The sequence below is a fragment of the Streptomyces sp. NPDC003248 genome, assembly GCF_055563235.1.
In genome coordinates, this window is the sequence record NZ_JBVHDT010000002.1 from 571285 (window position 1) to 591648 (window position 20364).

At 73.5% G+C, this 20364-nt stretch carries 18 protein-coding genes; 12 read left to right on the forward strand and 6 right to left on the reverse strand.

Going from position 1 to position 20364, the window contains the following annotated elements; all coding sequences use genetic code 11:
* Positions 1-249: 249 nt before the first annotated feature.
* From ACZ3KJ_RS07905 to ACZ3KJ_RS07935, 7 genes are all read left to right on the forward strand, one after another.
* Complete coding sequence (locus ACZ3KJ_RS07905; RefSeq protein ID WP_467525476.1) at positions 250-591, forward strand: YbaB/EbfC family nucleoid-associated protein; 342 nt, start codon at positions 250-252, stop codon at positions 589-591.
* A 166-nt stretch (positions 592-757) separates the two neighbouring features.
* Positions 758-1357, forward strand: coding sequence for a recombination mediator RecR (gene recR, locus ACZ3KJ_RS07910; protein WP_467525775.1), 600 nt, complete (start codon positions 758-760; stop codon positions 1355-1357).
* A complete protein-coding gene (locus tag ACZ3KJ_RS07915; RefSeq protein ID WP_467525478.1) occupies positions 1350-2015 on the forward strand; it encodes a DUF5063 domain-containing protein in 666 nt (221 codons plus the stop codon). The genes recR and ACZ3KJ_RS07915 overlap by 8 nt, the downstream gene beginning before the upstream one ends.
* 280 nt (positions 2016-2295) lie before the next feature.
* Positions 2296-3573, forward strand: coding sequence for an aspartate kinase (locus ACZ3KJ_RS07920; RefSeq protein ID WP_389519326.1), 1278 nt, complete (start codon positions 2296-2298; stop codon positions 3571-3573).
* Entirely contained in the window at positions 3573-4640 is a 1068-nt protein-coding gene (locus ACZ3KJ_RS07925) for an aspartate-semialdehyde dehydrogenase (protein ID WP_467525480.1), read from the forward strand. The genes ACZ3KJ_RS07920 and ACZ3KJ_RS07925 overlap by 1 nt, the downstream gene beginning before the upstream one ends.
* A 425-nt stretch (positions 4641-5065) precedes the next feature.
* Positions 5066-5752, forward strand: coding sequence for a SigE family RNA polymerase sigma factor (locus ACZ3KJ_RS07930; RefSeq protein ID WP_467525481.1), 687 nt, complete (start codon positions 5066-5068; stop codon positions 5750-5752).
* Positions 5753-5910: 158 nt separating this feature from the next.
* Positions 5911-6969 (forward strand): hypothetical protein, encoded by a 1059-nt coding sequence (locus ACZ3KJ_RS07935; protein WP_467525483.1) that lies wholly within the window; start codon positions 5911-5913, stop codon positions 6967-6969.
* Here ACZ3KJ_RS07935 and ACZ3KJ_RS07940 read toward each other — a convergent pair.
* A complete protein-coding gene (locus ACZ3KJ_RS07940; protein WP_467525484.1) occupies positions 6939-7850 on the reverse strand; it encodes an SURF1 family protein in 912 nt (303 codons plus the stop codon). The genes ACZ3KJ_RS07935 and ACZ3KJ_RS07940 overlap by 31 nt on opposite strands.
* Before the next feature lie 123 nt (positions 7851-7973).
* Between ACZ3KJ_RS07940 and ACZ3KJ_RS07945 the strand changes: the two genes are divergently transcribed.
* A complete protein-coding gene (locus ACZ3KJ_RS07945; RefSeq protein WP_467525486.1) occupies positions 7974-9791 on the forward strand; it encodes a S9 family peptidase in 1818 nt (605 codons plus the stop codon).
* A 42-nt stretch (positions 9792-9833) separates the two neighbouring features.
* On the opposite strand, the gene ACZ3KJ_RS07950 is transcribed toward ACZ3KJ_RS07945, so the two are convergent.
* Positions 9834-11780 (reverse strand): NAD-binding protein, encoded by a 1947-nt coding sequence (locus ACZ3KJ_RS07950; protein ID WP_467525487.1) that lies wholly within the window; start codon positions 11778-11780, stop codon positions 9834-9836.
* Between the two features lie 323 nt (positions 11781-12103).
* Here ACZ3KJ_RS07950 and ACZ3KJ_RS07955 point away from each other — a divergent pair, with 323 nt between their 5' ends.
* Positions 12104-13087, forward strand: coding sequence for a permease (locus ACZ3KJ_RS07955; protein ID WP_467525776.1), 984 nt, complete (start codon positions 12104-12106; stop codon positions 13085-13087).
* A complete protein-coding gene (locus tag ACZ3KJ_RS07960) occupies positions 13084-13845 on the forward strand; it encodes a TIGR03943 family putative permease subunit (RefSeq protein ID WP_467525489.1) in 762 nt (253 codons plus the stop codon). The genes ACZ3KJ_RS07955 and ACZ3KJ_RS07960 overlap by 4 nt, the downstream gene beginning before the upstream one ends.
* 21 nt (positions 13846-13866) lie before the next feature.
* Here ACZ3KJ_RS07960 and ACZ3KJ_RS07965 read toward each other — a convergent pair whose 3' ends face one another.
* The gene (locus ACZ3KJ_RS07965; protein WP_467525491.1) at positions 13867-14160 is read right to left on the reverse strand and encodes a zinc-ribbon domain-containing protein; all 294 of its coding nucleotides are present in this window, start codon (positions 14158-14160) and stop codon (positions 13867-13869) included.
* Between the two features lie 278 nt (positions 14161-14438).
* On the opposite strand from ACZ3KJ_RS07965, the gene ACZ3KJ_RS07970 reads away from it, so the two are divergent.
* Complete coding sequence (locus tag ACZ3KJ_RS07970; RefSeq protein ID WP_467525493.1) at positions 14439-15968, forward strand: FAD-binding protein; 1530 nt, start codon at positions 14439-14441, stop codon at positions 15966-15968.
* A gap of 281 nt (positions 15969-16249) precedes the next feature.
* Here the strand turns inward: ACZ3KJ_RS07970 and ACZ3KJ_RS07975 are convergent, their stop codons facing one another.
* A complete protein-coding gene (locus ACZ3KJ_RS07975; RefSeq protein ID WP_467525495.1) occupies positions 16250-16387 on the reverse strand; it encodes a DUF397 domain-containing protein in 138 nt (45 codons plus the stop codon).
* Positions 16344-17258, reverse strand: a complete 915-nt coding sequence (locus ACZ3KJ_RS07980) for a helix-turn-helix domain-containing protein (RefSeq protein ID WP_467525777.1) — start codon at positions 17256-17258, stop codon at positions 16344-16346. Before ACZ3KJ_RS07980 ends, ACZ3KJ_RS07975 begins: the two co-directional genes overlap by 44 nt.
* 178 nt (positions 17259-17436) lie before the next feature.
* On the opposite strand from ACZ3KJ_RS07980, the gene ACZ3KJ_RS07985 reads away from it, so the two are divergent.
* A complete protein-coding gene (locus ACZ3KJ_RS07985; protein ID WP_467525497.1) occupies positions 17437-17910 on the forward strand; it encodes an ATP-binding protein in 474 nt (157 codons plus the stop codon).
* 4 nt (positions 17911-17914) lie between these two features.
* Here ACZ3KJ_RS07985 and helR read toward each other — a convergent pair whose 3' ends face one another.
* Positions 17915-20110: an RNA polymerase recycling motor ATPase HelR gene (gene helR, locus ACZ3KJ_RS07990; protein ID WP_467525499.1), complete on the reverse strand. Its 2196-nt coding sequence runs from the start codon at positions 20108-20110 to the stop codon at positions 17915-17917.
* Between the last annotated feature and the right edge of the window lie 254 nt (positions 20111-20364).

The window sequence follows — 20364 nt, forward strand, 5'->3', positions numbered from 1 at the left end:
CCCGACCGACGCCCCGGTCACCGGCGGGACCCGTGGTGACGCCTGATGCGCCGCACCTTTCCTACCTCCCGATGGGTGGCGAAGAGGAAGGTTTCCTCGCCCTTACGCCCGTAAGGGGGCCTTGATCAGGTATAGACCTCGCCGAAGACTCACTCGAAAGAGTGCCGGGGCGACACCCGCACAGACCACGTAGGCTCGTGCCGAGCGGAAAAACCCGTATCGACCCCAGGCCCGTAAGAGGAGCTGATCGTGATTCCCGGTGGTGGCCAGCCCAACATGCAGCAGTTGCTCCAGCAGGCCCAGAAGATGCAGCAGGATCTGGCCCGCGCCCAGGAGGAGCTGGCGGGCACGGAGGTCGACGGCCAGGCCGGCGGCGGCCTGGTCAAGGCCACGGTGACCGGGGCCGGCGAGCTGCGCGGCCTGAAGATCGACCCCAAGGCGGTGGACCCGGAGGACACCGAGACCCTCGCCGACCTGATCGTCGCGGCCGTCCAGGCGGCCAACGAGAACGCGCAGGCCCTCCAGCAGCAGAAGCTGGGCCCGCTGGCCCAGGGTCTGGGCGGGGGCGGCATCCCGGGCCTGCCGTTCTGACCGTCGCGGCGCGGGCCGTCGCGATCGCGCCGGCCGCTCCCGTCGTTCGCGTCGCCCCGGTCGTTCCGCCGCAGGTCGCCGGGGCGACACCCGCACCGCCTTCCTAGGACGGGTGGCGGACAACTACCGTACGTACTGCAAGGAACCCAGGAAGGACGGCAGTCCGTTGTACGAAGGCGTGGTCCAGGACCTCATCGACGAACTGGGGCGGCTGCCCGGCGTCGGTCCCAAGAGCGCGCAGCGGATCGCCTTCCACGTGCTCCAGGCGGAGCCGACCGACGTGCGGCGTCTCGCGCAGGCCCTGATGGAGGTCAAGGCGAAGGTCCGCTTCTGCGTCACCTGCGGCAACGTGGCGCAGGAGGAGCACTGCTCCATCTGCCGCGACCCGCGCCGCGACCCCGCCGTCATCTGTGTGGTGGAGGAGCCGAAGGACGTGGTGGCCGTCGAGCGCACCCGCGAGTTCCGGGGCCGCTACCACGTGCTGGGCGGGGCGATCAGCCCGATCGAGGGGGTCGGTCCGGACGACCTGCGCATCCGGGAGCTGCTGGCCCGGCTGGCGGACGGCACGGTCACCGAGCTGATCCTCGCCACGGACCCCAATCTCGAAGGCGAGGCGACGGCCACGTACCTCGCCCGCATGATCAAGCCCATGGGCCTGAAGGTCACCCGCCTGGCCAGCGGCCTCCCGGTGGGCGGCGACCTGGAATACGCGGACGAGGTCACCCTCGGCCGCGCCTTCGAGGGGAGACGACTCCTAGATGTCTGACGCCACGCTGCACGCGAGCGACCAGAACCCCGACGACTTCGCGGTCCAGATCGCCGACCAGATCGAGAGCTTCCTGGTGGCCGTCGCGGAGGTCGCCAAGGGCGACGAGCCGGGCTCGGCGGTCCCCTTCCTCCTGCTGGAGGTCTCCCAGCTGCTGCTGGCCGGCGGCCGTCTCGGCGCCCACGAGGACATCGTCCCCGACGAGCGCTACGAGCCCGACACGGGCCCCGACGCGGACGTCGACGAACTCCGCGAGAATTTGGCCCGCCTGCTGGACCCGGTCGACGTGTACTCGGAGGTCTTCGACCCCTACGAGCCCCGCAAGGCGCCCGTGCCGGCCCGTGTCTCCGACGACCTCACCGACGTCATCACCGACCTGCGCCACGGCATGGCCCACTACCGCGCCGGCCGCACCACGGAGGCCCTGTGGTGGTGGCAGTTCTCGTACTTCTCCAACTGGGGCTCGACGGCCTCGGCGACCCTGCGCGCCCTGCACTCGGTGCTGGCCCACATCCGCCTCGACCAGCCGCTGGAGGAACTGGACGGGCTGGACACCGACCAGGGCATGGGCGACGACACCCTGGAGTTCGAGGCCGGCAGGGTCATGGCGGAGGAGATCGGCGGAGGCGGACACCCGGGTCTGCGCCCCGCCACCTGACCGGTCCGCGCCCCGCCGTGTGACCCTCGGCGAGGAGCACCGGCGCGGAGCACCGGCGTGGAGCGTCGGCGTGGAGCGTCGCGCATCAGTTCGGTGGAAGTGGGCAGGGAACGTCCTGGACGGGCGGCCGGGCCCGTCCCCGGCACCTCTCGCCGTGCGGCCTGGACGTGGTCTCACGATGCGATACCCCGGGGGCGGACGACGGACGCTCGTTACACTGAGCCGACCCGCAGTACAAGGGCGTATGTGCGGAAAGAGACAAACTGAGCGAGGAGCGCACGTGGGCCTTGTCGTGCAGAAGTACGGAGGCTCCTCCGTAGCCGATGCCGAGGGCATCAAGCGCGTCGCCAAGCGGATCGTGGAAGCCAAGAAGAACGGCCACCAGGTGGTCGCCGTGGTTTCCGCGATGGGCGACACGACGGACGAGTTGATCGATCTCGCCGAGCAGGTTTCCCCGATCCCTGCCGGGCGCGAGCTCGACATGCTGCTGACCGCCGGAGAGCGGATCTCCATGGCCCTGCTGGCCATGGCGATCAAAAACCTGGGCCACCAGGCCCAGAGCTTCACCGGCAGCCAGGCAGGTGTCATCACCGACTCGGTCCACAACAAAGCCCGGATCATCGACGTGACGCCGGGCCGGATCCGTGACTCGCTGGACGAGGGCAACATCGCCATCGTCGCCGGGTTCCAGGGCGTCAGCCAGGACACCAAGGACATCACCACGCTGGGCCGCGGCGGCTCCGACACCACCGCCGTCGCGCTCGCGGCCGCGCTCGACGCCGAGGTGTGCGAGATCTACACCGACGTCGACGGCGTGTTCACCGCCGACCCGCGCGTGGTGAAGAAGGCCCGGAAGATCGACTGGATCTCGTTCGAGGACATGCTCGAACTGGCTGCCTCCGGGTCCAAGGTGCTGCTCCACCGCTGCGTGGAGTACGCGCGCCGCTACAACATCCCGATCCACGTCCGCTCGTCCTTCAGCGGACTCCAGGGCACGTGGGTCAGCAGCGAGCCGATCGAGCAAGGGGACAAGCAGGTGGAGCAGGCCATCATCTCCGGTGTCGCGCACGACACCTCCGAGGCCAAGATCACGGTCGTCGGCGTGCCGGACAAGCCGGGCGAGGCCGCCGTGATCTTCCGCACGATCTCCGACGCCGAGATCAACATCGACATGATCGTGCAGAACGTGTCCGCCGCCGCCACCGGCCTGACGGACATCTCCTTCACGCTGCCGAAGGCGGAGGGCCGCAAGGCCATCGACGCCCTGGAGAAGAACCGGTCCGGCATCGGCTTCGACTCGCTGCGCTACGACGACCAGATCGGCAAGATCTCCCTGGTCGGCGCGGGCATGAAGACCAACCCGGGCGTCACGGCCGACTTCTTCAAGGCGCTGGCCGACGCGGGCGTGAACATCGAGCTCATCTCGACCTCCGAGATCCGCATCTCGGTCGTCACCCGCGCCGACGACGTCAACGAGGCCGTGCGCGCCGTGCACAGCGCCTTCGGGCTCGACTCCGACAGCGACGAGGCCGTCGTCTACGGAGGCACCGGGCGCTGATGACGGGCCCCCGTGTGACCGGGCGCCCGACGCTCGCGGTCGTGGGAGCGACCGGGGCGGTCGGCACGGTCATGCTCCAGATCCTGTCCCAGCGCGCCGACGTCTGGGGCGAGATCCGGCTCATCGCCTCGCCGCGCTCGGCCGGCCGCAAGCTGGCCGTGCGCGGCGAACAGGTCGAGGTGGAGGCGCTCACCGAGGAGGCCTTCGACGGCGTCGACGTCGCGATGTTCGACGTGCCCGACGAGGTCGCCGAGCGGTGGGCGCCGCTCGCCGCCGCCCGGGGAGCGGTCGTCGTCGACAACTCCGGCGCCTTCCGGATGGACCCGCACGTGCCGCTGGTCGTCCCCGAGGTCAACCCGCACATGGTGCGGGCGCGTCCGCGCGGGATCGTCGCGAACCCGAACTGCACCACCCTGTCGATGATCGTCGCCCTCGGCGCGCTGCACGCCGGGTTCGGGCTGCGCGAGCTGGTGGTGTCGTCGTACCAGGCCGCCAGCGGGGCGGGCCGGGCCGGGGTGGAGACGCTCCGGCGGCAGCTGTCCCTGGTGGCCGGTACGGAGCTGGGGACGAGCCCCGGTGACGTACGGCGGGCCGTGGGCGACGGCACCGGGCCGTTCCCGGAGCCGGTCGCGCTGAACGTGGTGCCGTGGGCCGGGTCGCTGCGCGAGGACGGCTGGTCGTCGGAGGAGATGAAGGTGCGGGACGAGTCCCGCAAGATCCTCGGCCTGCCGGGGCTGCCCGTCGCCGTGACCTGCGTACGGGTGCCGGTGGTCACCGTGCACTCCCTCACCGTCCACGCCCGCTTCCAGGACGAGGTCACCGTCGGGCGGGCCCGCGAGATCCTCGCCACCGCGCCGGGCGTGGTCCTGTGCGACGACCCGGCCGCCGGGGAGTTCCCGACGCCCGCCGACGTCGTCGGCACGGATCCGACCTGGGTCGGCCGGGTGCGCCGCGCGCTGGACGACCCCACGGCGCTCGAACTCTTCGTGTGCGGCGACAACCTGCGCAAGGGAGCCGCCCTGAACACCGCGCAGATCGCGGAACTGGTGGCGGCGGAGCTGTCGTGAGCCGGTGAAGGGGCCGAAAAAACGCTGGCCACGGCGTGACGGGTTTGTAGGATCTTCAGCACGGATGTGAGCCGGTCGGTGGTCCGGACCACTTGTCCTGGGACCTGTCGGCATCCGAAGATTTTCCTCCCCGCGTTCCGCAACCGTGCGGAACGCGGGGAGCGTCTTTGCCGTCACCCTCCGGGGTGCGCAGACGTGATCCCGGCGCACAGGGGACGCCGTGATCGGGGCGTGGGGGCGCCCGTTCCTATGGACCACAGGGGAAGAGCGGGACGCATGAGGGCATGTGAGGCGCCGTCGGCGGGGAAGCCGGCCGGCGCGAGACGGGCGCCCGGAACGGTGCCGGTCACACGTGTACCGCCGTACGGCGCGAACGCGACGGCCGACGTGTACAACCCCCGAGGGGGGACGGGTGTCCAACTGGCGTGGCAGAGGTACTCGACTTCCCCGCGGCGGCCCGCGGCCCGGCCCTGCGGCCGCCCCGCACCGCCCTCCGTCCCCGCCGCCCGGCCGGGGCGCCCGGTGGCATGCCGGTGATCGCGCCCATGCCCGCAGCGCGGCCCGCCCGCATACCCAGCCAGCGTGACGGCGCGGCCCCCGCGGACGACGGTGTCGCGGCCGGAACGACCGTCGACCACCTCACCGAGACCTACCGGGCGCACTACCGCTCGCTGCTCGGTCTCGCCGCCCTCCTCCTCGACGACACCGCCTCCTGCGAGGACGTCGTCCAGGAGGCCTTCATCCGCGTCCACTCCGCGCGCAAGCGCGTCCGCGACCCGGAGAAGACCCTCGCCTACCTGCGCCAGACGGTCGTCAACCTCTCCCGCTCCGCCCTGCGCCGCCGCATCCTCGGACTGAAGCTGCTGTCCAAGCCGATGCCGGACATGGCCAGCGCGGAGGAGGGCGCCTACGACCGGCTGGAGCGCGACTCCCTCATCAAGGCGATGAAGGGGCTCCAGCGCCGCCAGCGCGAGGTCCTGTCCCTGCGCTACTTCGCCGACATGACCGAGGCCCAGGTCGCCGAGACCCTCGGCATCTCGCTCGGCTCGGTGAAGGCGTACGGCTCCCGCGGCATCGCCGCCCTGCGCGTCGCCATGGAGGCGCGGACGTGAGCGGGCGGGCCGGCGGGGACGGCACGGGTGACCGGGAGCGGCGCGAGCCGTCCGCGGGGCGGGAACCGCCCGCGGGGCGGGAACCGCCCGCGGGGCGGGAGCCGGGGCGGGCACCGCACGAGCAAGAGCCGAAGCAATCGCACGCTGGGAACGGAACCGTGAACCACCACCTCGACGACCAGGGCCCCGACGGGCTCGACTCGGACGAGCTGGCACTGCGCCGGATGCTGCACCAGGCGGTCCAGGAGATGGAGCCGCGCGACGGGACGCTGGACCACCTCCGGCGGGCCGTCCCGGCCCGCCGGGCCCGCAAGCGGCAGGCCGCCGTCGGCATGGCCGCCGCGGCCCTCTTCGTCGGCACCGCCGTCCCCGCCCTGTGGCACGTCTCCGGCGCCGGCGGCTCCGACGCCAACCCCTCCATCGCCGGCCAGGCGTCCCAGGCCCAGGGCGGCGCCGGGGAGGGCCGGACCCCCGACAGCGACTCCTCCGGCACGGCCGGCGGCTCGGCCGGCGGGACCGGCGCGCAGGGCGACGACACCACCGAGGGCACCGGCCGGGGCAAGGACCCCGGCGGCACCGACGGCACCGGGGACGGCACCGGATCCGGCTCCTCGGTCGAGGCGGACGCCACCGCCTGCACGGCGTCCCAGCTCGGCGACGCCTCCGCCGCCGTCGCGGTCGCCGACTCGGCCGGCACCGTCTACGGCACCTTCCGCGTCGTGAACGTCTCCGGCAGCGCCTGTACCGTCGGCGGGAGCGTCTCGGTGACGCCCACCGCGCAGGGCGCCGCCGACGCCACGAAGATCAGCGTGGTGGAGCACGCCTCCGGGGACGCGGCGGCCGGCCTGCCCGATCCTTCCCTCTACGTCTCCCAGCTCTCCCTCGCCCCCGGCTCGGCCTACGACGTGAAGTTCGCCTGGGTGCCCTCCGAGACCTGCCCCACCACCGGTGGCGGCAGCGGCGGCAGCACGGGCGGCGACGGCGGCGGCACGGCCTCCCCCGACCCGAGCCCGAGCGAGCAGACGGGCACCACCGGTTCCACGACCACCACCGAGACCGACGCCACCGCGGCCCAGCTGCTCGTCGCGGACGGCACGGTCGACGGCAGCGTCGTGGTGACGTACACCGCCGAGGGCGGGGGTCCGGCGGTGTCGGCGACGGTGCCGAACGCGTGCGCCGGGACGGTCTACCGGACGGGCGTGCTGGCCTCGTCGTGAGCCCCTGCGGACACCGCGGGGCCGGAGCCGGTTCCGTCGGACCCGTCGTCGGTTCCGGTTCCGTCGGTTCCGGCTCCGTCGGTTTTCGTCCCGTCGGTTCCGGGCCCGTCGGTTCCGGTCCCGTCCGGGGCGATGCCGAGCGCCGCGTCCCGCGCGAACTCCGCCTCACGGCGCAGCAGCCGGAACCACATGAACACCACGAAGCCGGCGAAGACGAACCACTCGCCGGTGTACCCGAGGTTCTGGAACGCCTTCAGGTCCAGCCCGCTGCCGGCGGGCGCGCTCGCCGGCACCGCCGTCATCCCCGCGTCGGCGGTGCGGAGCGTGACCCACGCGTCGTACAGGTCGTAGTCCACCAGGTTGACCAGGGAGGCCGCGCTGATCGCGGCCGTCTGCCCGGCGGGCAGGCCGCCGCGGGCGCTCACGCCGTCGCTGCCGGGCGTCTCGGACGCCTGGAGCGCGCCCGTGACGGTGACCTCGCCGGTGGGCGGCGCCGGGGCCTTCGCCGGGTCGGCCGTACCGGGCAGCCAGCCGCGGACCACGGGGAGCGCCTCGCCGCCGTCGGTGCGCAGCAGGGTCAGGACGTAGTAGCCGTTCTTCCCGTCGAGCTCGCGGTCGGGCACCAGCAGCTGATCGGCGTACCGGCCGGTCGCGGTGACCTGCTTGCCGGAGGTCGCCTTGTCCACGGGCAGCATCTCGGCGAGCGGCCGCGCCGCCTCCTCGCGGGCGGACTCGACCTGCGCCTCCGCCGCGCGGTGGTCGTCGACCCGCGCCTCGAACCGGCTCAGCTGCCAGGACCCCATGAAGACGCAGAAGGGGATGGCCAGCAGCACGAAGACGTTGATCCCCCACCAGCGGGGCGTCAGCAGAAACCGGTACACGACCTCAACGGTACGGGTCTCGTGCGGGGAAGCCGTCGCCGGGGTGTGGGGATGAGGCCGAAGTTTTCCACAGGCTGGGGAGGGGAGCGGTCGATTGTCCGCGCGGGCGGGCAGTATGGGGCCATGACTGAGAGCAACGGGTCCGCCGCCCCGCAGCGGTACGAGGAGATGCCGGACTGGGAGAGGCGCTTCCGGGCGCCCCGGGTGTCGCTGCCCGACTGGGCGGAGGACGCGCCCGACCGCTCCCTGTTCGTCTCGAACGCGACGGGGACGTACGAGCTGTACGCATGGGAGCGCTCCACCGGTGAGCAGCGCCAGGTGACGAACCGGGCGAACGGCACCACGGACGGTGTGCTCTCCCCGGACGGCGCGTGGATCTGGTGGTTCGACGACAAGGACGGCGACGAGTTCGGCGTCTGGCGCCGCCAGCCCTTCGAGGGCGGGGAGGACGAACTGGCGGCACCCGGCCTGGACCCGTCGTACCCGGCGGGCCTGGAGCTGGGCCGCGACGGCCGTACGGCGGTGGTGGGCCGGTCCACGGACGAGGACGGCACCACGATCCACGTGGCCCGCACCGGCGAGCCCCCCTTCGAGCTGTACCGCCACCGTGAGTCGGCGGGCGTGGGCGACCTCTCCCACGACGGGTCCCTCGTCGCGATCGAGCACACCGAGCACGGCGACGCCATGCACTCCGCGCTGCGGGTCCTGCGCCCCGACGGCACCACCGTCGCCGAACTCGACGACACCCGGGGCGGCACCCGGGAGCTGGGCCTGGAGGTGCTGGGCTTCGCCCCCGTCGACGGCGACACCCGCCTGCTCATCGGCCACCAGCGGCGGGGCCGCTGGGAACCGCTGGTGTGGGACGTGGCGACGGGCGCGGAGACCGACCTGGCGCTGGACCTGCCGGGCGACGTCAGCGCCGAGTGGTACCCGGACGGCTCGGGCCTGCTCGTCGCCCACGGCTTCGAGGCCCGCAGCGAGCTGTACCGCTACGACCTGGCGACCCGCGAGCTGGTCCGGGTGCCGACCCCGGCGGGCACGGTGTCCGGGGCGACCGCCCGCCCCGACGGCAGCGTGGAGTACCTGTGGTCCTCCGCCGCCCGGCCGCCCGCGGTCCGCTCCACGACGGGCGCCGTGGTCCTCGACCCGCCCGGCATGAAGTCCCCCGGCTCGGTCCCGGTGCAGGACGTGTGGGTGGAGGGCCCCGGCGGCCGCATCCACGCCCTGGTCCAGAAGCCGGCGGGCGCGACCGGCCCCCTGCCCACCGTGTTCGACATCCACGGCGGCCCCACCTGGCACGACAGCGACTCCTTCGCGGCGGGCCCGGCGGCCTGGGTGGACCACGGCTACGCGGTCGTCCGGGTGAACTACCGCGGCTCCACCGGCTACGGCCGGGCCTGGACGGACGCGCTGAAGCACCGGGTGGGCCTGATCGAGCTGGAGGACATCGCGGCGGTCCGCGCCTGGGCGATCGGCTCCGGCCTCGCCGACCCCGACCGCCTGGTCCTCACCGGCGGCTCCTGGGGCGGCTACCTCACCCTCCTCGGCCTCGGCGTGCAGCCCGACGCGTGGGCGCTGGGCATCGCCGTGGTCCCCGTCGCCGACTACGTCACGGCCTACCACGACGAGATGGAGGCCCTGAAGGCCATGGACCGCACCCTCCTGGGCGGCACCCCCGAGGAGGTCCCCGAGCGCTTCGAGGCGTCCTCCCCGCTGACCTACGTCGACCAGGTCAAGGCCCCGGTCTACATCTCCGCGGGCGTGAACGACCCCCGCTGCCCCATCCGCCAGATCGACAACTACGTCAAGCGCCTGGAGTCCCGCGGCGCGACCCACGAGGTCTACCGCTACGACGCCGGGCACGGCTCGCTGGTGGTCGAGGAACGGATCAAGCAGGTACGGCTGGAGCTGGAGTTCGCGGAGCGGCACCTGGGGGCGTAGCGGCGACCGGGACGGGAGCAGCAGGGGTCTCGGGGGCGGTGGTCACCGCCCCCGAGACCCCGGGCCCCGCCGCCTCCGCCCCAGCAGCTCCGCCAGCCCCTTCCGGGTGGCCGCCAGCACCACCCGGTCCTCGTTCCTCAGGACGTACGTCTCCGGCAGGTCCCACACCAGCTCGGACCCGCCCGGCCCCTCCTCGCCCATGTCCAGCGCCAGCACCCGCCAGTACCCGGCCCGGAACGCCTCCCCGACCGTCCGCCCGGCCAACTGCGCGTACGCGCCGACCTCCAGGGCGGCGAACAGCAGCACCCGCCGCTCGACCGGGATCGCCCCCAGGATCTGCCGCCCCATCATCGCCCCGGCGAACGACGGCGCCGCCAGATGCGTCACGCTCCGGCTCCGGGTGAGCGCCTGCGGGTGCGCGGCCCGCAGGGTGCGGTACACGGCGGTCGCGAAGTCGTCGTCGTACAGCCGCAGCACCACCCGCAGATCGGGCCGCAGGGACCGCGCGTACAGCACGGCCTCCAGGTTCGTGGTGTCGGAGCTGGTCACCGCGAGCAGCGTGTGCGCCCGGCCGATCTTGGCCGCCTCCAGCACCCCTTCCTGGGTGACGTCGCCGAACACCACCGGCACCCGCAGCCGCCGCGCCGCCGAGACGCCCCGCGCCTCCGGTGTCGCCTCGACGCACACCACGGGGATGCCCAGCTCCCGCAGCCGGGTCAGCACCCGCGTCCCGATCTTCCCCAGCCCCAGCAGCACCACATGCCCGCCGAGCCCGCGCGGCGGCCTGCGCACCGCCCCCGCCCCGCGGAACGTCCCCAGCGCCTCCAGCACCGCGGCCAGCAGCACCGGCAGCAGCAACAGCCCCATCAGCCCGGACAGCAGTTGCAGCACCTGCCGCTCCGTCGACGACCCGAGCGCCGGTTCGTTGATCGCGAACAGGTCCAGCAGCGTCAGGTACACCGCGCCCAGCGGGTGGATCCCGGTCACCAGCCACAGCGCCACCGCCAGCGCGACCACACAGCCCACCAGCCCGGCCAGCGACCACCTCAGCCGCCGGGAGAACAGCGAGGCGAACGGCGGCACCACCCCGACACCCCGCCCGGCCGGCAGCGCGCCCCCGGCCGTGTACGCCACCTGCTCCAGGACCACACTGCCCCGCCCGGTCGCCGCGGCCACCGTCGCCGCGTCCGGCAGCAGCACCGGCCCCTGCTCCCCGCTGGCCTCGGAGCCGTCCGCGAAGGCGGGGTCGTTGCCCGTCGAGGACAGCAGCGCGAGGGTGGGGGTGGCCCGACCCGCGCCGGCGGCCTGCCCCGGCCCCGGCGGCGGGCGTTCGACGGCCCGCAGCAGCAGGCCGTCCGTCTGGACGACCTTGGTGGTCCCGGCGACGGCGGTCGCGGCGAGCGCGGGCGCGGCGGTGTCCGCGTCGGACAGGACGGTGGTCGAGGCGTCGCCGGCCGCGCGGCCGGCGCCCCCCGAGGCGAGGGCGGCCGCCTGGTCGAGGAGTTCCTCTATGTGCTGCCCCAGCCGCCGGTTGTACAGCCGCAGCACGAGCCGCAGCCGGGGGTTGAGCCGACGGGCGGTGAGGGCGGCGCGGATGTTCCGCTCGTCGTCGTCGTACACCAGGGCCAGCGCGGCGGCCTGCTCCACCCCGGCCTCGGCGAGGACGGCCTCGGTGGGCTCGGCGGCCTCCAGCTCGGGCCCGCCGCCGGGGCCACCGCTGCCGGCACCACCCGCAGGCGCACCACTGCCGGCACCGCCCCCCGGCGGGCCGCTGCCGCCGCCGTTGCCGCCGCTGCCGACGGCCCGGTTGACGGCCGCGCTCACCACCCGGTCGAGCAAGGCCGCCGACACCGCACGGGCCCGCCCGACCACCGGCGGCCGCACCGTCCGCTCGGAGGGCGGTACGACGAGCGTGACCCGCTCCCCGTACACCTGCCGCAACTCGGCGGCCAGCCGGTGCGCCAGCCCGTCGTCACCGCACACCACCATGTGCCCGACGGGCTCACCCGACGGCGCACTCTGATCCGGAACGCTCCCCACGAGGGAGAAGACTGCCCCACCGGGACGGGCGGTTCCAGAGGTGCGCTGAACGCGGGCGGCCGTCCGGCCGTAGGGGAGGGGAGGCAGAGACACGGATCCGGAGGTGCCCACCCGTGGCCATCACACGAGCCCCGTCGGACGAGGGGGAGCGCCCGTCGGCGTCCCGGGGACGGCCCGAGGGCCCGCTGCGGGAGCGGGTGCCGGTGCCGGACCCGCTGCCGGTGCCGGACCCGCTGTCAGCGCCGTCCGGTGAGCCCGAGCGGCCCACGGCCGTGTCCCGGGCCCCCGCGTGGAAGCCCCCGGAGACCGGGCGCCTGACGTCCCCCCTGGCCCTCACCCTCACCCTGCTCCTGCTGGTGCTGCTCCAGGGCCCGATCCGCCGCGCCCTGGCCGCGCCGGTGATGCAGAGCTGGACGACGGTCTTCCTCGCCGTGGTCGTCCAGGCCCTGCCGTTCCTCGTCCTGGGTGTGCTGCTGTCGGCGGCGATCGCCGTGTACGTCCCCCCGTCGTTCTTCGCCCGCGCCCTGCCCCGCCGCCCCGCGCTGGCGGTCCCGGTGGCGGGGGCCGCGGGCGCGGTGCTGCCCGGCTGCGAGTGCGCGTCCGTGCCCGTCGCCGGCGCCCTGGTCCGCCGGGGCGTCACCCCCGCCGCGGCCCTGGCGTTCCTGCTCTCCGCCCCGGCGATCAACCCGATCGTGCTGACGGCGACGGCCGTCGCCTTCCCCCACGACCCCGCGATGGTCCTGGCCCGTTGCGCGGCGAGCCTGCTCGTGGCGTGCGCGATGGGCTGGCTGTGGCACCGCCTGGGCCGCACCGACTGGATGCGCCCGCCGTCGCACCCCCCGCACCAGGGGCGGAGCAGGGGCGAGGCCTTCTGGGACTCGGTGCGGCACGACGTGACGCACGCGGGCGGCTTCCTCGTCGTCGGCGCGATGGCGGCGGCGACCCTGAAGGCCGCCGTCCCGGAGACCTGGCTGCGCACGGCCGCCGGTCATCCGGCGGTGGCGGTCCTGGCCCTGGCCGTCCTGGCCGTGGTGCTGTCCCTCTGCTCGGAGGCGGACGCGTTCGTCGCGGCCTCCCTGACCCAGTTCTCGCTCACGGCCCGGCTCACCTTCCTGGTGGTCGGCCCGATGATCGACCTCAAACTGTTCGCGATGCAGGCGGGCACATTCGGCCGCGCCTTCGCCCTGCGCTTCGCCCCGGCGACCTTCGTCCTCGCCGTCGCCGTGTCCGCACTGACCGGGGCGGTGCTCCTGTGAACCGCCAGGCCCAGGCCGCGCTCCTGTTCCTGCTCGGCGCGAGCCTCCTGCACGCCGGCGCCACCGACCTCTACCTGCGCTACGTCAAGGCAGGCCTGCAACCGCTCCTCCTGGCGTCCGGCGCCGTCCTGATCGCCACGGCGCTGGCGACGGGGTGGTACGAGTGGCGCCGGCGACCGCGGCGACCGGGGGAGACGAGCGACCGGGAGACGAGCGACCGGGAGACGAGCCATCGGGAGACGGCCGCCCACCCCGAACCCCGCGTCTCCTGGCTCCTCCTGCTCCCCCTCCTGGCGCTGATCCTCGTCGCCCCGCCGGCCCTGGGCTCGTACACCGCCACCCGCACCGGCACGGCCCTCCAGGAACCGGTCGCCTACCCCGCCCTCCCCGCCACCGACCCCCTCCCGCTGGCGGTCGCCGACTACGCGGGCCGCGCGGCCTACGACCACGGCCGCACCCTCACCGGCCGCCGCGTCGCCCTCACCGGCTTCGTCGCCCTCGACCGCGACGGCACCCCCTACCTGGTCCGCATGGCCCTCAACTGCTGCGCGGCGGACGCCCAGCCCGTCAAGGTCGGCCTCACCGGCCGCGTCCCCCCGGTCCTCCAGCCGGACACCTGGCTGGAGGTCACCGGCACCTACAGCCCCCGGCTGACCCACGACCCGGTCAACGACGGCCCGGTCCCGTTCCTCGACGTCACCACCGCCAGACCCGTGGCGGCGCCCGATGACCCGTACGACGAGACGTGGAACACCTGAGGAGGCGTACCGGGAAGCCCGTCACCGCCCCTGGTACGGCTGCTGCGGCGGCCGGCCGTGCGCCTGACCGCCGTACCCGCCCGCGTCCTGCGCCTGCAACTGCTGCGCCTGCTCCGCGGTCACCTTCTGCTCGGCGCCGCAGAAGGTGCACTGGGTCAGGTACTTCGTGGAGACCGGGAACAGCGGCACGAAGAAGAGCGTGAACTTCGTGACGCGCTTCCTGAGCGTGTGCGCGGCGGGGTTGCCGCAGCTCCCGCACACCAGCGTCAGTATCGCGAGCTGGTACAGGTACCCCTTGGTGCCGAAGATGATCACTGCGCTGCCCTTCCGTCCTTCCCGGGTCCGTCCCCCCGATCCTCCCCCCTGATCCTCCCCCGGTCCTCTCCCGGATCCCGACGCGCCTGCGCCCGCGCTGACCGGAGCGGGCCGGCCAGGACACCCCACCGGAACCCGCCGTACCGCTCGAACACCCTCCGAACACCCGGCGCCGGGGCATCAACTCCCCTACCCTGACGTGGATTTGCCCGACTCAGAGCCAGCGGATCACTTGGATCACTTCGGATCGCTGCCGATCCGAGGGGGGAGCGGCACGTATGTCCCGCACACCGTCACGACGTACCGTCCTGCGCGGACTCACCGTCACCGGGGCGGCCGTGATCGGCTTCGATCCCGCCACGCGGAGCTGGGCCACGACCGGCCCGGCGTCCGCCGCGGAGTCCGGCTCGACATCCGCCACCGCGTCCGGCCCGGCGTCCGGCGCCCGGCAGATCGAGGGAATCCCCCGGCTGGACGGGACCCTCGTCACGGACGAGCCGTCGCTCAGCGCCGCGGCGGACGACTTCGGCCACATCGTGCACCGCCGTCCGGCCGCCGTCCTGCGCCCGGGTTCCGTCCACGACGTCGTCGCCATGATCCGGTTCTGCGGCGAGCACCGCCTGCCGGTCGCGCCGCGCGGCCAGGGGCACGCGGCGTTCGGCCAGGCGCAGACCGAGGGCGGTCTCGTCGTCGAGACCGCGCCGCTCGCGGACATCGGCCCGCTCGGGCCGAGCAGCACGACCGTCACCGTGGGCGCCGGCGCCCGCTGGAGCGACGTGGCGAAGGCCACCCTCGCCCACGGCCTCACCCCGCCCGTCTTCACCGACTACCTGGAGCTCTCCGTCGGCGGCACCCTGTCCGTGGGCGGTCTGGGCGGCCAGGCCCACCGGCACGGTGCCCAGGTCGACAACGTCACCGGACTCCGGGTCGTCACCGGCGCGGGTGAGCTGCTGCGCTGCTCCCCGTCCCGCCGCCCCGACCTCTTCCACGCCGTCCTGGCCGGCCTCGGCCAGTGCGCGGTCATCGTGGAAGCCACCCTGCGCCTGGTGCGCGCCCCCGAGTCCGTACGCCATTACCAGTTGACCTACGACGACCTGGAGACCTTCCTCGACGATCAGCGCGTCCTCGCCGAGGAGGGCCGCTTCGACTACGTCGAGGGCCAGGTCTTCGCGGACGCGGCGGGGAGGTTCCGCACCTACGTCATGGAGGTGGTGGCCTACGGCCCGCCGGCCGGCCCCGCACCGGACGACACGGTCCTCCTGCGCGGCCTGCGGCACGACCCCGCCACCGTCCAGCGCGCCGACCTGCCCTACTACGACTTCCTCGACCGGCTGGCCCCCACCGTCGCCGCCCTGAAGGCGGCCGGCCAGTGGACCTGGGCCCACCCCTGGCTCGACCTGCTGCTCCCCGGCAGCTCCGCCGCCACCGTCGCCGCACCGCTCCTGGACGCCCTCACCCAGGCCGACCTGGGCCCCGGCGTGATCCTCTTCTACCCCTTGCTGCGCGACCGCCTCACCACCCCCCTGTTCCGTGCCTCCGACGAGCCGGTGACGTACCTCTTCGACATCCTCGGCGCCGTCCCGCCCGACGACACCGCCACCGTCGACCGCCTCCTCGCCGCCAACCGCTCCGCCTACGAGACCGCCGCGGCCGCCGGCGGCCACTGGTACCCCGTCGGCAGCGTCCCCTTCACCCCCGAGGACTGGCGCACCCACTTCGGCCCGGCCTGGCCCCACCTGGCAGCGGCGAAACGCACCTACGACCCCCGGTCACTCCTGACCCCGGGCCAGAACGTCTTCCGCACCTGACTGCCGCACTTCAAGGCTCCCGCCCGCGGGGCCATCGCACACCCGGCCACCGCTTCAACCGGCCGCACGCAGGCCGTTGCCCGCTCGGCAGTCCCGGCAGCGCCATCCCGCCCCGGCAAGCCGGTCACCCGTACGGGTGACGGGGGCCGGGAGGGTGGGTGGGCGGGTAGTTCTGTACCGGGTTCTTTGGGAGTCCCGTGGCCCACCGGCCCCTCGGGCGCGAGGATCCGGTGGGCTCGGAAGGCGGGGGGTTGCCGGCACTCGGCCGGTACCTGGCCGACTCAGCCCCGGTGCCGGGCGGCCTTCAACTCGCCTATGAACGCCGACCAGGAGTCGTTGCGGAAGGTGAGGGCGGGGCCGTCGGGCGTCTTGCTGTCACGGACGGGGACGAGGCCGGTGCCCCCGTCGGCCACCTCCACGCAGTTGCCGCCCTCCTGATTGCTGTAGCTGCTCCTGCGCCAGACGGCGCCGTTCAGATCGGGACGGGACCTTGACTTCACGGTGGTTGCCCTCCATCACGGATCGGATCATGTCGAGCGACATGAGCGGGGGCAGGGCTGCCGCCCTCAGCCGATCGTAGGTGAAGGCAAAGCGCCTGACCTCGGCTGGATCCTCGACGAGTTGGCCGTAGTGCGCCCCTTCCGTGTAGGCGACATCTGAGCCGTCGGGCAGCGCGAGGATCGTCAGCGAGCCGCCCATCACGTCGTGCTCACCCTGGTCGAACGGCAGCACCTGCACGGTGACGTGACCTTCCGTCGAGGCCTCCAGCAGCCGCCCCAACTGCTCGCGCATCACCGCAACTCCACCGACCGGACGCCTCAACACTGCCTCGTCGAGAACGACCCACAGGCTGGGGCGGTCAGCCGATTCGAGCCGTGCCTGACGACCCATGCGAGCGGTGAGCCTCTCCTCCAACTGCGCCTCGTTGCTCAGCGTCAGGCCGACGCTCAGGACGGCTCGCGCGTAGTTCTCGGTCTGCAGCAGACCGGGCACCACATGAGCTGCGTACTCCCCGATGGACACCGCCCTCTCCGAGTACGCCATGAACTTCCGCGACCAGTCCGGGAACGCCTCCCGGTACACGTACGGCCACAATTCCACCAGCAGATCGTCCGCCCCGAGGGCGGCATCCAGTGCTCGTGCCAGTTCCAGTGTCGGTTTCGCTCCGGAGGCGCGTTCGATCTGCGTGATGCGCGTGCTCACGACGTGTGTCTTCCGGCCGAGTTCCGCCTGGGTCAGGCCGGCCGCCGTCCGGAGTTTGCGTACGCGCGCACCGAACAGCGCCGCCATCGACGTACTGGGGTCGATTCCGTTGGCCAAGGCGTCACATCCGTTCCTTACGGGCCGAAAGGTAAGGCTCTGTCACCTTTCGAGCGTAGGGCCGTCCGACGACCCTTGAGTGCGGAACGTGACGACTCGCGCACGCTGCGGGGCGTCGGAGGAGACGACAGGCAAGGACGGGCACGCTGTGCTGACAGGACCGACCACCTCGGGCCAGGGGCCCCGCACGAGCACCGAACTCCCCGCGGCCGACGCGGGGTTCGCCGCGACGCCACGAGGTGCCCGACTCGCCCGGCGGCTCGCCGTGCGGTGGATGGAGGAGTGGGGGCACCCGCCGGTGTCGGACGCGTCGTGCGCGGTCGCCCTCGTCGTGGGCGAGCTGGCCGCGAACGCCGTGCGGCACGGCCGGGTGCCGGGGCACGAGGCCCACCTCCGCCTGCGTCTGGACACGGCGGCGGGCCTGGTGCGGGTCGAGGTCGCCGACGCGGACGCCGGGCGACGGCCGCCCGTCGCCCCGCCCGAGCCCCTGCCCGACGGGGAGTCGGGCCGCGGCCTGCTCCTGGTGGACGCCCTGGCCGTGCGCTGGGGCACGGCGGCCCGTCACCCGGTGGGCAAGACGGTGTGGGCGGAGGTTCCGGTCGGTGTTCCGGGCCTCGCCTGAGACGTCAGGGGCTGGTGAGGACGACGAGCTGTCCGGTCGCCCGCGTCATCGCGACATAGCGGTCGACGGCCCCTCGGACGCCCTCGCCGAACGCCTCCGGGTCGACGAGGACGACCAGGTCGAACTCCAGCCCCTTCGACAACTCCGGCGTCAGCGACCGGACCCGGGACGTCGCCCGGAACGATGGATCGCCGATGACGCAGGCGGTTCCGTCGGCGTGCGCGTCGAGCCAGGTGTCGAGGACCGGGTGCAGGTCCGCGGCGGACCCGTGGACGACGGGGACGCCGCCGCTGCGGATGGAGGCCGGCACGTTGGCGTCCGGGAGCACGGCCCGGATGACCGGCTCGGCCTCCGCCATGATCTCCTCCGGTGTGCGGTAGTTGACGCTCAGGGCGGCCATGTCGATCCGGTCGAAGCCGACCCGCTCCAGCCGCTCCCGCCACGACTCCGTGAACCCGTGCCTGGCCTGGGCGCGGTCCCCGACGATGGTGAAGCTCCGGGACGGGCACCGCAGCAGCAGCATCTGCCACTCCGCGTCGGTGAGCTCCTGGGCCTCGTCCACGACGACGTGCGCGAACGGACCGGCGAGCAGGTCAGGGTCGGCGGTGTGCAGTTCGGACTCGTCGACCAGGCTGACCTGGGCGTCCTCGCCACGCAGCATGGTCACCAGGCCCTCGCCGTCGTCACCGTCGGCGCCGGAGTCGGCCACGGCGTCGATCAGGTTGTCGACGACCTGGGTCATCCGCTCGCGCTGCGCGTCGATGGCGGCGCGGTGCCGGCGCTTGCGCCGCGCCGTCTCCGGGTCGCCGAGCCGCTGCCGTGCCGCGTCCAGGAACGGCAGGTCGGACACCGTCCAGGCCTGGGGGTCCGCGCGCTGGAGCCGCCGTACGTCGTCGGCGCCGAGCCAGGGGGCGCACATCCGCAGGTACGCGGGGACCGACCACAGGTCCGAGACGAGGTCGGCCGCTTCGAGCAGCGGCCACGCGCGGTGGAACGCGGTGCGGAGTTCCCTGTTCCGCGACAGCGACCTGCGGAACAGGGCGGGCGGGACGTCGTCGCCGTCGTCTCCGGCGTCGTGCTGGTCGTCGTGCTTGTCCTTCAGGATCGTGAGCAGTTCCTCCCAGACCTGCTCGCGCGCCTCGTTGTGCGGAGTGCCGGGTTCCGCCGCCTCGAACGCCACGGCCCAGTCCTCGGCGGTCAGCCGGATGTCCGACCAGTGGGTCGTGACCGTCATCCCCTCGGTGGGCGGTTCCTCGTAGAACCGGACGGCCTTCTCGATCGCCCCCACCAGCTTCGCGTCCGACTTCAGGCGGGCCACGTCCGGATCGGCCTCGACCGTCGCCGTGGCCCCCTCGGCGACGAGGTCCCGCAGGACGCAGGTCTGCACGCCCTCCTCCCCGAGGCTGGGGAGGACGTCGGCGACGTAGGCCAGGTACGGCCGGTGCGGGCCGACGAACAGCACGCCGCCCCGCCGGTGACCGAGACGGGGGTCGGAGTAGAGGAGGTACGCGGAGCGGTGCAGGGCGACGACGGTCTTGCCCGTGCCCGGACCGCCGTCGACGACGAGGGCGCCACGGGAACCCGCGCGGATGATGGCGTCCTGGTCGGCCTGGATGGTGCCGAGCACGTCCCGCATCCGGGGCGACCGGTTGCCGCCCAGGCTGGCGATGAAGGCGGACTGGTCGTCGAGCGCGGCGTGCCCGGCGAAGCCGTCCGCGGTGAACACCTCGTCCCAGTAGTCGCTGATCCGGCCGCGGGTCCAGCGGTACCTGCGGCGGCTCGCCAGCCCCATCGGGTCGGCGTGGGTGGCCCCGAAGAACGGCTCGGCCGCGGGGGAGCGCCAGTCGACCAGCAGCCGGCGGCCCGTGCTGTCGGTGAGGCCGAGCCGTCCGACGTACACGGGCTCGGGGTCGTCCGCGCTCACCATGTGGCCGAGGCACAGGTCCAGCCCGAAGCGCCGCAGCGTGCGCAGACGGGCGGTCAGCCGGTGGATCTCCGCGTCCCGGTCCATCGCCTGCCGGCCGAGACCGCCGGGTGCCCTGCGCTCGGCGTCGAGGCGGGCGGACACCTCGGCGATCGACTGCTCCAGACACTCCGCGACGGCCGCGAAGTGCCGCTCGTCACGGGCGATCAGCGCCGGGTCGGCCTTGGGCGCGAGACGCTGGGGAAGGTCGAACGCACTGGTGGTCAGGGGTGTCACGTCGTCAACTCCGGGAGAGAGGTCGCTGGGGGAGGGGTTCGCTTCGGTCGCCGGCGACCGGTTCAGGCGCGGCAGGGCGAGGCATACGAGGTCTGGACCGCACCGCACGCTTTCCACATCCTCGTTTCCGCAGCTCCCGACCCTTGGCGGGCGATTCTGCGCCACGGAGGGGGCCTTGCCGCAAGCCCCCCGGTGCGCTATACGTTGAGAGTGGAAAGGAGCGGGTGTCTCCTTTCCTTTTCTCTTTTCCGCTG

What these genes read in the sequence shown, in the direction of transcription:
- ACZ3KJ_RS07915 (WP_467525478.1), top strand. Translation starts at nt 1,350, where the DNA reads ATGTCTGACGCCACGCTGCACGCGAGCGACCAGAACCCCGACGACTTC.
- ACZ3KJ_RS07925 (WP_467525480.1), top strand. Translation starts at nt 3,573, where the DNA reads ATGACGGGCCCCCGTGTGACCGGGCGCCCGACGCTCGCGGTCGTGGGA.
- ACZ3KJ_RS07945 (WP_467525486.1), top strand. Translation starts at nt 7,974, where the DNA reads ATGACTGAGAGCAACGGGTCCGCCGCCCCGCAGCGGTACGAGGAGATG.
- ACZ3KJ_RS07950 (WP_467525487.1), bottom strand. Translation starts at nt 11,780, where the DNA reads ATGGTGGTGTGCGGTGACGACGGGCTGGCGCACCGGCTGGCCGCCGAG.
- ACZ3KJ_RS07970 (WP_467525493.1), top strand. Translation starts at nt 14,439, where the DNA reads ATGTCCCGCACACCGTCACGACGTACCGTCCTGCGCGGACTCACCGTC.
- ACZ3KJ_RS07980 (WP_467525777.1), bottom strand. Translation starts at nt 17,258, where the DNA reads ATGGCGGCGCTGTTCGGTGCGCGCGTACGCAAACTCCGGACGGCGGCC.